General features: G+C 45.3%; 23 protein-coding genes. All 23 read right to left on the reverse strand.

Going from position 1 to position 11,142, the window contains the following annotated elements; genetic code table 11:
- Positions 1-3: 3 nt before the first annotated feature.
- Genes TH606_RS08030 through rpsJ form a run of 23 tightly spaced genes read right to left on the reverse strand, consistent with a single transcriptional unit; the run spans position 4 to position 11,088 of the window.
- Complete coding sequence (locus tag TH606_RS08030) at positions 4-648, reverse strand: adenylate kinase (protein WP_013908088.1); 645 nt, start codon at positions 646-648, stop codon at positions 4-6.
- Between the two features lie 20 nt (positions 649-668).
- Positions 669-1,985 (reverse strand): preprotein translocase subunit SecY, encoded by a 1,317-nt coding sequence (gene secY / locus TH606_RS08035; RefSeq protein ID WP_068542729.1) that lies wholly within the window; start codon positions 1,983-1,985, stop codon positions 669-671.
- A 9-nt stretch (positions 1,986-1,994) separates the two neighbouring features.
- Positions 1,995-2,444 (reverse strand): 50S ribosomal protein L15, encoded by a 450-nt coding sequence (rplO, locus tag TH606_RS08040; protein WP_068542773.1) that lies wholly within the window; start codon positions 2,442-2,444, stop codon positions 1,995-1,997.
- Positions 2,445-2,448: 4 nt separating this feature from the next.
- Entirely contained in the window at positions 2,449-2,637 is a 189-nt protein-coding gene (rpmD, locus tag TH606_RS08045) for a 50S ribosomal protein L30 (RefSeq protein ID WP_068542736.1), read from the reverse strand.
- Positions 2,621-3,142, reverse strand: a complete 522-nt coding sequence (gene rpsE / locus TH606_RS08050; protein ID WP_068542737.1) for a 30S ribosomal protein S5 — start codon at positions 3,140-3,142, stop codon at positions 2,621-2,623. The genes rpmD and rpsE overlap by 17 nt, the downstream gene beginning before the upstream one ends.
- 19 nt (positions 3,143-3,161) lie before the next feature.
- Entirely contained in the window at positions 3,162-3,542 is a 381-nt protein-coding gene (gene rplR / locus TH606_RS08055) for a 50S ribosomal protein L18 (RefSeq protein ID WP_068542738.1), read from the reverse strand.
- A gap of 18 nt (positions 3,543-3,560) precedes the next feature.
- On the reverse strand, positions 3,561-4,130 hold the full coding sequence (gene rplF / locus TH606_RS08060; protein ID WP_068542742.1) for a 50S ribosomal protein L6: 570 nt from the start codon (positions 4,128-4,130) through the stop codon (positions 3,561-3,563).
- 17 nt (positions 4,131-4,147) lie between these two features.
- Positions 4,148-4,543, reverse strand: a complete 396-nt coding sequence (gene rpsH, locus TH606_RS08065) for a 30S ribosomal protein S8 (RefSeq protein ID WP_068542744.1) — start codon at positions 4,541-4,543, stop codon at positions 4,148-4,150.
- A gap of 13 nt (positions 4,544-4,556) precedes the next feature.
- A complete protein-coding gene (locus TH606_RS08070) occupies positions 4,557-4,742 on the reverse strand; it encodes a type Z 30S ribosomal protein S14 (protein WP_068542746.1) in 186 nt (61 codons plus the stop codon).
- A 9-nt stretch (positions 4,743-4,751) separates the two neighbouring features.
- On the reverse strand, positions 4,752-5,297 hold the full coding sequence (gene rplE, locus TH606_RS08075) for a 50S ribosomal protein L5 (RefSeq protein WP_068542751.1): 546 nt from the start codon (positions 5,295-5,297) through the stop codon (positions 4,752-4,754).
- Positions 5,298-5,304: 7 nt separating this feature from the next.
- A complete protein-coding gene (gene rplX, locus TH606_RS08080; RefSeq protein WP_068542752.1) occupies positions 5,305-5,676 on the reverse strand; it encodes a 50S ribosomal protein L24 in 372 nt (123 codons plus the stop codon).
- 11 nt (positions 5,677-5,687) lie between these two features.
- On the reverse strand, positions 5,688-6,056 hold the full coding sequence (rplN, locus tag TH606_RS08085) for a 50S ribosomal protein L14 (protein ID WP_068542753.1): 369 nt from the start codon (positions 6,054-6,056) through the stop codon (positions 5,688-5,690).
- An 18-nt stretch (positions 6,057-6,074) separates the two neighbouring features.
- Entirely contained in the window at positions 6,075-6,380 is a 306-nt protein-coding gene (rpsQ, locus tag TH606_RS08090) for a 30S ribosomal protein S17 (RefSeq protein WP_068542754.1), read from the reverse strand.
- 16 nt (positions 6,381-6,396) lie between these two features.
- Entirely contained in the window at positions 6,397-6,600 is a 204-nt protein-coding gene (rpmC, locus tag TH606_RS08095) for a 50S ribosomal protein L29 (RefSeq protein ID WP_068542756.1), read from the reverse strand.
- On the reverse strand, positions 6,597-7,016 hold the full coding sequence (gene rplP / locus TH606_RS08100) for a 50S ribosomal protein L16 (protein ID WP_068542758.1): 420 nt from the start codon (positions 7,014-7,016) through the stop codon (positions 6,597-6,599). The genes rpmC and rplP overlap by 4 nt, the downstream gene beginning before the upstream one ends.
- Before the next feature lie 13 nt (positions 7,017-7,029).
- Entirely contained in the window at positions 7,030-7,689 is a 660-nt protein-coding gene (gene rpsC / locus TH606_RS08105; RefSeq protein ID WP_068542759.1) for a 30S ribosomal protein S3, read from the reverse strand.
- Between the two features lie 15 nt (positions 7,690-7,704).
- Complete coding sequence (gene rplV, locus TH606_RS08110; RefSeq protein ID WP_068542760.1) at positions 7,705-8,046, reverse strand: 50S ribosomal protein L22; 342 nt, start codon at positions 8,044-8,046, stop codon at positions 7,705-7,707.
- 10 nt (positions 8,047-8,056) lie between these two features.
- Entirely contained in the window at positions 8,057-8,344 is a 288-nt protein-coding gene (rpsS, locus tag TH606_RS08115) for a 30S ribosomal protein S19 (protein WP_013908071.1), read from the reverse strand.
- A gap of 12 nt (positions 8,345-8,356) precedes the next feature.
- Positions 8,357-9,184: a 50S ribosomal protein L2 gene (gene rplB, locus TH606_RS08120; protein ID WP_068542762.1), complete on the reverse strand. Its 828-nt coding sequence runs from the start codon at positions 9,182-9,184 to the stop codon at positions 8,357-8,359.
- Positions 9,185-9,195: 11 nt separating this feature from the next.
- Positions 9,196-9,486 (reverse strand): 50S ribosomal protein L23, encoded by a 291-nt coding sequence (rplW, locus tag TH606_RS08125; RefSeq protein ID WP_068542764.1) that lies wholly within the window; start codon positions 9,484-9,486, stop codon positions 9,196-9,198.
- Entirely contained in the window at positions 9,483-10,106 is a 624-nt protein-coding gene (rplD, locus tag TH606_RS08130) for a 50S ribosomal protein L4 (protein ID WP_068542766.1), read from the reverse strand. The genes rplW and rplD overlap by 4 nt, the downstream gene beginning before the upstream one ends.
- Positions 10,107-10,119: 13 nt before the next feature.
- The gene (gene rplC, locus TH606_RS08135; protein ID WP_408033338.1) at positions 10,120-10,761 is read right to left on the reverse strand and encodes a 50S ribosomal protein L3; all 642 of its coding nucleotides are present in this window, start codon (positions 10,759-10,761) and stop codon (positions 10,120-10,122) included.
- 12 nt (positions 10,762-10,773) lie between these two features.
- Positions 10,774-11,088, reverse strand: coding sequence for a 30S ribosomal protein S10 (rpsJ, locus tag TH606_RS08140; protein WP_013908066.1), 315 nt, complete (start codon positions 11,086-11,088; stop codon positions 10,774-10,776).
- Positions 11,089-11,142: the final 54 nt, after the last annotated feature.

Below are 11,142 nucleotides of genomic sequence, written 5' to 3' on the forward strand. Positions count from 1 at the left end.
ATTTTACCCGCCAAGTAATTTAACAATACGATTAAATATTTCATCAATGGAGCCCATACCGTCAATACGGTGAAGGACTCCTTTCTTTTCGTAATATTCAATTATAGGTTCAGTCTGTTCGTGATAAACCTTTAAACGATTACGAACCGTTTCTTCGTTATCGTCCGCCCGCTGGTAAAGCTCTCCGCCACAAACGTCACACTTACCCTCTTCCTTGGGCGGCTTGAACATTACATGATACATCATACCACATTTCTTGCAAGTGCGCCGACCAGTAAGACGTTTTACCAGCTCTTCGTCGGGAACATCTATCAAAATAGCGTAGTCTATTTTTTTACCAAGCTTTTCAAGAAGCTTATCCAGCGCTTCAGCCTGAGGCACAGTGCGGGGAAAACCATCTAAAATAAACCCCTTCTCACAGTCAGGTTGTTTAAGACGCTCTTCCACCATGCCAAGGACGATCTCATCAGGAACAAGGGCTCCTTTATCCATGTACTCCTTAGCTTTCTTGCCCAGTTCCGTACCTTTAGAAAGATGTTCACGGAACATGTCTCCCGTAGAAATCTGCGGGATACCAAACTTTTCAGCAATCATTTTAGCCTGTGTTCCCTTCCCTGCCCCTGGTGGTCCTAAAAAGACAATGTTCATAACCCCCTCCTTATTAACTATTACCGCCCACGGCCGCGCAAACGACCCTGCTTCATAAGCCCATCATAATGCCTGGTTAAAAGATGGGCTTCTATCTGAGCCATAGTATCCATGGCTACACCAACTACGATGAGAAGGGCGGTGCCTCCAAAATAAAAAGGTACATTAAATTCTTTTATCAAAATCGTGGGCAAAACACAAATTGCCGAAACATACAATGCCCCGATTAATGTAAGCCTGGTAAGCACCTTATCTAAAAATTCAGCCGTGGCTCGGCCAGGCCTTATTCCGGGAATAAATCCACCTTGCTTTTGGATGTTTTCCGCTACTTCCTGAGGATTAAAAATGATAGCTGTGTAGAAATAACAAAAAAAGATAATCAAAGCCACAAACAGTATTTCATAAAGGAGACTACCTGGCTGAAACCACTGGGCCATTTTTTGAAAAAATTCAAGCGGAACAAAATTAGCAATGGTTGCCGGGAACATTAAAACAGATGAAGCAAAAATAGGTGGGATAACACCAGCCATATTCACTTTAAGAGGCAAATAAGTGGTCTGCCCTCCTACTATCTGGCGCCCCACTTGCCTGCGAGCGTAGTGAATAGGAATACGCCGCTGGGCACGTTCCATAAATACCGTAAAAGCTACCACTGCTATTATCAACGCTAGTATGATAACAAGAATTACTGGAGATAACTCGCCTGTCTTTACTAAACGGAAAGTCCTTATTAGAGCTCCAGGGATACCAGCTACGATACCGGCAAAAATCAACATGGAAATGCCATTTCCAATACCGTGTTCCGTGATCTGCTCTCCTAGCCACATAAGAAAAATGGTTCCCGCCGTAAGAGTTATCATGGTAAGAAGTTTAAAACCCCACCCCGGAAAAAGAACTATGGGGTCGCCATTAGGAGCCGTCATTCTTTCTAATCCAACCGCTATACCAAAGCCCTGAATCAAACAAATAGCAACCGTCAAATACCGTGTGTAATAAGCTATTTTGCGACGCCCTTCAGGCCCTTCTTTCTGCATTTCTTTAATTGAAGGAAATACTACGGTTAAGAGTTGCAAAATAATAGAGGCGCTAATGTAAGGCATAATACCCAGGGCACAAATAGAAAGTCGCCTTAAAGCCCCTCCAGAAAACATATCCAGAAAGCCAAAAATAGTGCCCCCGGCTCTATCAAATAAAGCAGCTAGGGCCATAGTATTTATACCGGGGGTAGGAATTTGGACGGCTATTCTATAAATAGCGAGCGCCGCCAGGAGAAAAAGTATCCTGCGGCGCAATTCTGGAATATTAGCGAGGGTCTCTACACCTCTAGATTGCAACATAAAAATCTCCTAGCGGGAGATAATCTCTACCGAGCCACCTGCAGATTCTATCTTTTCTCTGGCTGACTTAGAAATAGCGTGGCACTTCACTCTAAGCGCGATAGAAATTTCACCGTCTCCCAAAATCTTAAGAGGCTTGGGGGCCCCCTTAAGGATTTTGGCCTGGCGAAGGATTTCAGGGGTTACCTCTTCACCCGCTGAAAACCTTTTGGCCAAATCCCCGACGTTTATTACCGCATACTCTACCCTAAAGGGATTCTTAAAACCCCTTTTGGGCAAACGCCTGAGGATGGGCATCTGGCCACCCTCAAACCACGGTGGAACTCCACCGCCGGTGCGGGCCTTCTGGCCTTTATGCCCCTTACAGGCTGTCTTACCGTGCCCAGAACCAGGCCCACGCCCTACCCTCTTTTCCTTCTTCTTTGACCCCGGAAAGGGGGATAAATTAGAAAGGCTGATTCTTTCAGCCATTGATCTCCTCCACTTTTACTAAATGTTTTACTTTTTCAATCATCCCCCGAATACAGGGGTTATCTGGCTTTATTACCGTATGCCTGATACGCCTCAAACCTAAAGCCGCAATTGTCCCTCTCTGTTTTTTGGACCAGCCGTACTTACTACGCACTAAAGTAATCTTAAGCTGCTTCGCCATGGCCTTCACCTACCACTTCTTCTTTAGGAAGATTGCGTTTTTTAGCCACATATTCTGGATCTTGCAAGCTCTCAAGAGCCTTAAACGTGGCCTTGACCACATTATGAGGATTGGTACTCCGAATACATTTAGTCACCACGTCTTTAATACCCACGGCATCCATAATGGCACGCACCGTACCCCCCGCAATAACTCCCGTACCTGGAGGACCTGGCTTAAGAAGCACCTGAGCTGCCCCGTAAACTCCCAAAATGGGATGAGGAATGGTACCATTGATAACTGGCACCTTTATCATGTTTTTACGAGCCTTCTCCAGGGCTTTACGAATAGCATCTGGCACTTCAGGAGCCTTACCCAATCCGTATCCAATACGCCCGGCACCGTCTCCCACCACCACCAGGGCAGAAAAACGAAAACGGCGCCCACCCTTATGGACCTTAGCCACACGATTTATAAAAATTATTTTCTCTATTAACTGTTCGTTTTCTTTAGGTGATGCCACCAAGGCTCACTCCTCCTTAAATCTAAAACTCTAAACCACCTGCTCGTGCCCCGTCTGCCAGGGCCTTAACACGGCCATGGTATTTATAACCGCCTCTATCAAAAACCACTTTCTTTATACCAGCTTCCACTGCCCGCTGGCCCAGAAATTCACCTACAACCTTGGCTACGGCAGTTTTTCCGCCTTCTTTTTTGGCCTCAAGAACCTTTTCGCGAATAGCAGGTGTTAAAGACGAAGCCGCTACCAAGGTCTTTCCATGAACGTCATCTATAATTTGGGCATAAATATGTTTGCAAGAACGAAAGACCGAAAGTCTTGGCCTTTCCGGTGTACCAAAAATCTTTTTTCTTACGCGACGTTTTCTCCTAAGCCGTGCCAATACCTTTTTACTCGTTCTTCCCATAGCCTCTTCACCCTACTCCTATTTCTTTCCGCCTTTTCCGGCTTTACGTAGTATTCTTTCTCCAGTATAGCGAATCCCTTTGCCTTTATAGGGCTCAGGTGGCCTTATTTTGCGAATATTAGCCGCCGTCTGGCCTACCAACTCTTTATCAATACCTTCAAGAATGATCTGAAACTGAACATCTCCAGCTCCGCGCTGAACCTTGGCCGTAACCCCTTTAGGCAACTTGAATTCCACGGGATGTGAATAGCCAACACTTAAAATCAAAGTGTCACCTTTTAAGTCTGCTTTATAACCAAGACCTACAATATCAAGAGATTTAGTAAAACCTTTAGAAACTCCTGTAACCCAATTATTAACCAGGGCTCTAGCCAACCCGTGAAAAGCTTTAACTTTCCGGGCAAGCCTTTTTTGCACTTCTTTCGGCAGAACCTTTACCTCATTACCTTCAACTTTTATTTCCACCAGGGGCGGATGTGGTTTTTCCAGCCGCCCTTTAGTCCCCTGCACAATCACTTTATCTTCTTTTATTTCAATTTTTACCCCGTCAGGGATGGGAACCGGCCTTCTTCCAATACGTGAAAGCATATCAATTCACCTCGCTCCTACCAAACTTCACAAATAACTTCGCCACCAATGCCCCGCTTACGGGCTTCTTTGTCAGTCATAATACCCTGGGAAGTAGATATAATAGCTATCCCGTAACCACCTAAAACCTGGGGCAATTCATCTTTTTTGACATAAATACGACGCCCGGGCTTGGAAACCTTTTTCATTCCCGCAATTACCGGGCGTTTTTGCTCGTCATATTTCAAAACAATCTCAATCTTACCTTGAGGCCCCTCAGGAATGAAACGGAAGTCCTCTATATAGCCTTCTTCTTTTAATATTTTAGCAATAGCGAGCTTCATTTTAGAAGCTGGCACCTCTACTGTTTTGTGGTGCACCAGACACGCATTCCGAATGCGAGCCAGCATATCAGCTATTGGATCTGTCATCATAGCCCTTCACCCCTTACCAACTGGCTTTTCTTACACCAGGGATTTTGCCCTGGGAAGCAAGATTCCTGAAACAAATACGACAAAGCCCGAAACGGCGAATATAAGCCCGTGCCCGGCCACAAATAGAGCATCTATTGCGCTTGCGCACTTTAAACTTGGGCTCTCTCAATGCTTTTACAATCTGCGCTTTACGCGGCATGACTCCTCCCTATCTCTTACGTTTAAAAGGCATACCTAAATTTTTAAGAAGCTCAAAAGCTTCTTCATCTGTTTCTGCCGTAGTAACAAAAGTTATATTCATGCCCTTTATCTTTTCTACTTTGTTAGGGTCAACTTCAGGGAAAATGGTATGGTCATCTATTCCCATGGTAAAATTGCCACGCCCATCAAAACCGCGAGCCGGCACTCCTCTGAAATCTCTCACACGAGGCAAGGCTACGTTTACCAGGCGAGTAAAGAAATCATACATACGGTTTTTGCGCAAGGTAACCATAACACCTATAGGCATACCTTCACGCAATTTAAAGGCCGCAATAGATTTTCTGGCCCGGCGAATACTGGGACGCTGACCAGCAATCATAGCCAGCTCTTCTACCGCCTGGTCTATAATTTTGGGATTCTGAACCGCCTCACCAAGCCCCATATTGAGCACAATTTTCTCTAAACGAGGGACTTCTAATTTGTTCTTATAACCAAACTTTTCCATAAGCTTAGGAACAACCTCTTCTTCGTAATATTGCTTGAGCCAGGACATAGTCACCCTACTCCTTCGCCTCTATAATCTCTCCACATTTTTTGCATACGCGCACTTTGGTACCATCTTCTAAGAACTTACGCCCGATCTTAACCCCTTTATTACACTTGGGACAAAAAACCATTATGTTAGAGATATGAATTGGAGCAGGCTTTTCCACAATACCACCCTCAGCATAAGGGGTAGGCCTCATGTGCCTTTTAACAATATTTACCCCTTCCACAATAGCACGTTGCCGCCGGGGAAAAACCTGCAATACTTTACCAATTTTCCCTTTATCTTTTCCCGCAATTACCACTACCTGGTCATTCTTTCTAATATGAACCTTAACCTGGTGTGGTTTTATATTCCTTTTTTGTTTGCTTCTAAAAAGTCGCATATCCTAACCCCTTAAAGAACTTCTGGCGCAAGTGAAATTATCTTCATAAAGTTTTTGGAGCGCAATTCACGGCCTACCGGCCCGAAAATACGAGTTCCAATAGGCTCTCCCCACTGGTTAATCAACACCGCCGCGTTTTCATCAAATTTTATTAAAGTCCCATCAGGGCGAGGTTGCTCTTTTCTAGTCCGCACTACTACCGCTCGCACTACATCTCCAGCCTTTACCTTAGAATTGGGAAGAGCCTCTTTTACCGAAGCAATAATTACGTCTCCAATGCGCGCATAACGCCGCCCTGCTCCCCCCAGCACACGAATACACATTATCCTTTTGGCTCCAGAGTTATCTGCCACATTCAAATATGTCTGTTGCTGAATCATAAGCTATCACCACCCTCTCTAAACTTCCTCTTGGGCCTTTTCTTCTGAAGTTTTGTCTAAAACCTTTGCCCGTTCAATGATACTTTTCACCCGCCATCTCTTATGACGGGAAAGAGGCCTTGTTTCCTCAATCAAAACTTTATCGCCTACCCGACAGGTGTTTTCTTCATCATGGGCCATGAACTTTTTACGCCTTTTAATGTATTTCTTATAAAGAGGATGCATCTTAAGACGCTCAACCGCCACCACTACGGTTTTGTCCATCTTGTCGCTAACTACAATACCTATAAACTGTTTTATGCCTTTTTTAGCTTTCTCTGCCATCTTCGCGACCCTTTAATTATGAAGTTTTTCCCTGTAATTCTTTCTCACGTAAAATAGTAAGAATTCTAGCAATATCCCGTTTTACCTGCCTTATCCGCATGGGATTTTCAAGCTGATGTAAAGACTTCTGAAAACGCAAATTAAAGAGCTCTTCTCTCAACTCACGTAATTTGTCTTGAAGTTCCACCACCGATAGACGACGAAGCTCCTTTGGTTTCATACCCTGTCCTCCCGCGAAACAATCTTGCACTTAATAGGGAGCTTATCCGCCGCAAGTCTCAAAGCTTCACGTGCCACCTCTTCGGGAACACCTTCAATCTCGTAAATTATACGGCCAGGTTTAATAACAGCCACCCAGCCTTCCACACTGCCTTTACCTTTACCCATACGGGTTTCAGCCGGCTTTTTGGTAATAGGCTTATCTGGAAAAACCCTAATCCATATCTTGGCTCCCTTTTTAGCACAACGCACAATGGCCACACGGCCAGCTTCAATCTGCTGGGAAGTAAGCCAGCAATGTTCAAGAGCACGCAAGCCAAATTCTCCAAAGGAAACCGCGTTTCCACGCCAGGATTTTCCGCGGTTGCGCCCTTTTTGCTGTTTGCGATATTTTACTTTACGTGGCTGTAAAAGCATTTTTCATAACCTCCTAGATATTAAGAGGCGCCATCTCCCCTTTTTCAGGCAAAACTTCACCTTTAAACAACCAAACTTTTACCCCGATAACACCGTACTTGGTGTTAGCCTCAGCAAAACCATAATCAATATCTGCGCGTAAAGTATGAAGCGGCACACGGCCTTCACGATACCATTCTTTACGAGCAATCTCTGCTCCTCCTAAACGCCCTTTACACTGAACTCTAATGCCCTGGGCTCCAAAACGCATGGCAAGTGCCACGGCCCGCTTCATAGCTCGCCTGAAAGAAACACGGCGTTCAAGCTGAGTAGCAATATTTTCCGCCACCAACTGAGCATCAAGCTCTGGACGACGAACTTCTACGATATCTACGTGAATCTCTTTGCCACCGGTAAGCTTCTCCAGTTCTTTTTTAAGGGCTTCTATTTCTACACCCTTTTTACCGATAACAATACCCGGGCGAGCCGTATGTATAATAATACGGACCTTGTTTGCCGCCCGTTCAATTTCAATCTTAGAGATTCCCGCATGCTTAAGTCTATCTTTTATAAAACGACGTATCTGATAATCCTCGTGAACCAACTCGGGAAAATTACCCTTTGCAAACCACCGGGAATCCCAAGTCCTAGTGATCCCTATTCTCAATCCAATGGGATTTACTTTCTGACCCAAAGCTCGCCCTCCTTGCTATTTCTCAGGTTTTTCTTCTACCACCACGGTAATGTGGCTGGTGCGCTTCAAAATACGGCTGGCTCTACCAAAAGCCCGCGGCCAAAACCTTTTAAGCCGTGGCCCCTCATCTACATAAGCCCGCTTTACGTAAAGTTTATCAGGGTCCATCTGATAGTTGTGTTCTGCGTTAGCCACCGCTGATTCTAAAACCTTACGCACCAAACGCGCCCCCTTTTTAGGGGTAAACTGCAAGATCTTCAGGGCCTCATCTACCGATTTACCGCGTATGAGATCTACCACTAAACGCGCTTTATAAGGTGATATACGCACATATTTAGCTTGCGCCCGCGCTTCCATAGCTTAACTCCTATTTCTTCTTACCTTTTACTTTACCCTTGTCAGCGGCATGGCCCCTATAAGTCCTAGTAGGGGCAAACTCACCCAGCTTGTGGCCAACCATGTTCTCGGTAACATAAACGGGAATAAATTTATGCCCGTTATGAACGGCAAAAGTTAAACCCACAAACTCGGGTAAAATAGTGGAACGCCGACTCCAGGTTTTAATAACTTTTTTATCTCCAGTCTCAAGGGCCTTACGCACCTTTTTCCAGAGATGTTCATCAACAAATGGCCCTTTCTTTTTTGACCTAGGCATATCTCACCTCTCCTAGCCCTTACGTCTTCTAACGATAAATTTATCAGAAGGTTTTTTACCTCTGGTTTTAAGCCCCTTGGCCAACTGCCCCCAGGGTGAACAAGGGTGACGCCCACCGTGAGTGCGCCCTTCACCACCACCCATGGGATGATCAACCGGGTTCATAGCCACCCCGCGCACATGGGGCCTTCTGCCAAGCCAACGAGAACGACCAGCCTTACCAAGAGTTACATTCTCATGGTCAATATTTCCTACCTGGCCTATAGTGGCCCGACAATCAAGGTGGACCATTCTAATTTCACCTGAAGGCAATCTCAAGTGGGCATAGTCACCTTCTTTGGCCATAAGCTGGGCAAAAGTACCAGCTGCTCTAGCCATCTGGCCACCTTTCCCGGGCCTAAGCTCTATATTGTGAATAATAGTACCCAGTGGAATATTTCTTAAAGGCATACAATTGCCCACTTTTACTTCCACGTTTTCGCCAGACATTAAAACATCACCTACTTTAAGACCAAGGGGCGCGAGAATATAGCGCTTTTCACCATCAGCGTAATGTAAAAGAGCAATATTGGCCGAACGGTTAGGGTCATATTCAATGGCTGCTACTTTGGCAGGAATACCGTCTTTATTGCGCTTAAAGTCTATACGACGATAAAGGCGCTTATGCCCTCCACCTCTAAACCTGACTGTTACCCGGCCATATACGTTACGACCGCCGGTCTTTTTTAAAGGCTCAAGTAGCGACTTCTCCGGCTCTTTACCCGGCGTCAAATCCGGATCTATCACAAAGCTCATAAAACGCCGGCCAGGTGATGTTGGCTTACACTTCTTTATAGGCATAATCCTACCCCTTAAACTGCTTCAAAAATTTCTATGTTATGCCCTGGGGCAAGACGCACAATGGCCTTTTTACGCAAAGAACGACGTCCCTCAAAACGCCCCATTCTTTTGGGCTTTCCTTTAACCCTGATGGTCTGCACTTTTTCTACCTTTACGTCAAAAAGAGACTCCACCGCCTGCTTAATTTCTATTTTGTTGGCATCAGGTGCTACCCAAAAAGTCACCTGATTATTCTTTTCCTTAAGCATCATAGACTTTTCAGTTATTACTGGTTTTAAAATAATGGTCCTTGGATCCTTCATCTTGAAAGCCTCTCTTCAATTTTTGGCAAGGCCTCACGTTTAATAATCAAATATTCATAGTCCAAAATGTCATAGACATTTAAGCCATCAACTGTTAACACCTTTACTGTAGGCAAATTCCTGGCACTTTTTTCTACCACTTCATCACGCTCAGGAAGCACCACCAGAGCATCTTCAGCATCGAGATGTCTTAAAAACTCAAGGAACTTTTTTGTTTTTATTTCATCAAGGCCAAAATCATCAACCACCAAAAGCTTTCCTTCCTGAGCCCTGGCTGAAAGAGCCATCTTGAGAGCCAAGCGACGTTCTTTCTTATTAACCTTAAACTCATAATCCCTTGGCTTAGGACCAAAAACCACTCCACCGCCAACCCAGTGGGGAGCCCTGATACTACCCTGACGGGCACGGCCTGTACCCTTCTGGCGCCAGGGCTTACGACCTCCTCCACGAACTTCTCCACGGGTCTTGGTGCAAGCCGTCCCTGCCCGCCAGCGCGCCATCTGCCAGCGCACCACTTGATGCAAAAGCCCCACCTTAACCGGAACATTGAAAATATCTTCTCGAAGGTTCACTTCGTCCACCTTTTCTTTTTTGTTGTTAACCACCGCCACCGTGGCCATAATTATTTCTCCCCTACGTATTGAAATATACGTAAACGTAGCTGTTTACTGAACCAGGTACCGCCCCTTTAACCAAAATGACGTTCTTTTCTGGTTTAACATCAACGATGCTGAGATTCCTGATAGTAACAGTCTCATTGCCGTAATGTCCGGGCATTTTTTTGCCTTTTATAACCCGACCTGGAAAAGTACTGGCTCCACTTGAACCAGGCTTACGATGCACCTGTTTGGCACCGTGGCTCATGGGCTGACGCTTAAACCCCCAGCGTTTAATAGCACCCGCAAAACCCCGACCCTTACTTTTTCCAGTAACCTTAACTTTTTTTCCAGATTCAAGAGAAAGATCAGCTAAGGTAATTACCTGCCCCGGAGAAAAGGCACTGGGATCATCCACTTTAAACTCTTTCAAAACATAGAAACCGTGATCAAGCCCCGCCTTTTTGAAATGCCCCTGCATGGGCTTATTGAGCTTGGTCAGTTTTTTGGGCTTAAAACCCAATTGAACCGCGTTATAACCGTCGCGGTCCTCAGTCTTCACCTGGACCACCGTACACGGACCAAGCTCTATCACTGTTACCGGAACAGATTCCCCTGATGGGGTAAATATGCGAGTCATTCCCAATTTTTTACCAATTAGTCCTTGAACCATAGACATGTCTTACACCCCTTAGAGCTTGATTTCCACTTCAACCCCCGCTGGGAGCTCAAGCTGCATCAACGCATCAATTGTCTGCTGAGTTGGCTCAAGTATATCGAGCAACCGTTTGTGGGTCCTTATCTCAAACTGCTCCCGCGAATTTTTGTCAATATGCGGTGAACGAAGAACCGTCCAACGACTTATTTTAGTCGGAAGCGGAATAGGACCCACTACCCTTGCTCCGGTATCACGTGCCGTTCGCACAATCTCTGCCACTGAATGATCAAGTATCTTATGATCAAAAGCCTTTAATTTTATTCGTATTTTCTGGGTCGGGACTATCATGACCGGACCTCAAGCCTCCTAAAACTATTCCAAAATCTTGGTAACAACACCTGC

The sequence above is a fragment of the Thermodesulfatator autotrophicus genome (assembly GCF_001642325.1).
GTDB lineage: Bacteria > Desulfobacterota > Thermodesulfobacteria > Thermodesulfobacteriales > Thermodesulfatatoraceae > Thermodesulfatator > Thermodesulfatator autotrophicus.

What these genes read in the sequence shown, in the direction of transcription:
- TH606_RS08030 (WP_013908088.1), bottom strand. Translation starts at nt 648, where the DNA reads ATGAACATTGTCTTTTTAGGACCACCAGGGGCAGGGAAGGGAACACAG.
- secY (WP_068542729.1), bottom strand. Translation starts at nt 1,985, where the DNA reads ATGTTGCAATCTAGAGGTGTAGAGACCCTCGCTAATATTCCAGAATTG.
- rpmD (WP_068542736.1), bottom strand. Translation starts at nt 2,637, where the DNA reads ATGGCGAAGCAGCTTAAGATTACTTTAGTGCGTAGTAAGTACGGCTGG.
- rplR (WP_068542738.1), bottom strand. Translation starts at nt 3,542, where the DNA reads ATGGGAAGAACGAGTAAAAAGGTATTGGCACGGCTTAGGAGAAAACGT.
- rplF (WP_068542742.1), bottom strand. Translation starts at nt 4,130, where the DNA reads ATGCTTTCACGTATTGGAAGAAGGCCGGTTCCCATCCCTGACGGGGTA.
- rpsH (WP_068542744.1), bottom strand. Translation starts at nt 4,543, where the DNA reads ATGATGACAGATCCAATAGCTGATATGCTGGCTCGCATTCGGAATGCG.
- TH606_RS08070 (WP_068542746.1), bottom strand. Translation starts at nt 4,742, where the DNA reads ATGCCGCGTAAAGCGCAGATTGTAAAAGCATTGAGAGAGCCCAAGTTT.
- rplE (WP_068542751.1), bottom strand. Translation starts at nt 5,297, where the DNA reads ATGTCCTGGCTCAAGCAATATTACGAAGAAGAGGTTGTTCCTAAGCTT.
- rplX (WP_068542752.1), bottom strand. Translation starts at nt 5,676, where the DNA reads ATGCGACTTTTTAGAAGCAAACAAAAAAGGAATATAAAACCACACCAG.
- rplN (WP_068542753.1), bottom strand. Translation starts at nt 6,056, where the DNA reads ATGATTCAGCAACAGACATATTTGAATGTGGCAGATAACTCTGGAGCC.
- rpsQ (WP_068542754.1), bottom strand. Translation starts at nt 6,380, where the DNA reads ATGGCAGAGAAAGCTAAAAAAGGCATAAAACAGTTTATAGGTATTGTA.
- rpmC (WP_068542756.1), bottom strand. Translation starts at nt 6,600, where the DNA reads ATGAAACCAAAGGAGCTTCGTCGTCTATCGGTGGTGGAACTTCAAGAC.
- rplP (WP_068542758.1), bottom strand. Translation starts at nt 7,016, where the DNA reads ATGCTTTTACAGCCACGTAAAGTAAAATATCGCAAACAGCAAAAAGGG.
- rplV (WP_068542760.1), bottom strand. Translation starts at nt 8,046, where the DNA reads ATGGAAGCGCGGGCGCAAGCTAAATATGTGCGTATATCACCTTATAAA.
- rpsS (WP_013908071.1), bottom strand. Translation starts at nt 8,344, where the DNA reads ATGCCTAGGTCAAAAAAGAAAGGGCCATTTGTTGATGAACATCTCTGG.
- rplB (WP_068542762.1), bottom strand. Translation starts at nt 9,184, where the DNA reads ATGCCTATAAAGAAGTGTAAGCCAACATCACCTGGCCGGCGTTTTATG.
- rplW (WP_068542764.1), bottom strand. Translation starts at nt 9,486, where the DNA reads ATGAAGGATCCAAGGACCATTATTTTAAAACCAGTAATAACTGAAAAG.
- rplD (WP_068542766.1), bottom strand. Translation starts at nt 10,106, where the DNA reads ATGGCCACGGTGGCGGTGGTTAACAACAAAAAAGAAAAGGTGGACGAA.
- rplC (WP_408033338.1), bottom strand. Translation starts at nt 10,761, where the DNA reads ATGTCTATGGTTCAAGGACTAATTGGTAAAAAATTGGGAATGACTCGC.
- rpsJ (WP_013908066.1), bottom strand. Translation starts at nt 11,088, where the DNA reads ATGATAGTCCCGACCCAGAAAATACGAATAAAATTAAAGGCTTTTGAT.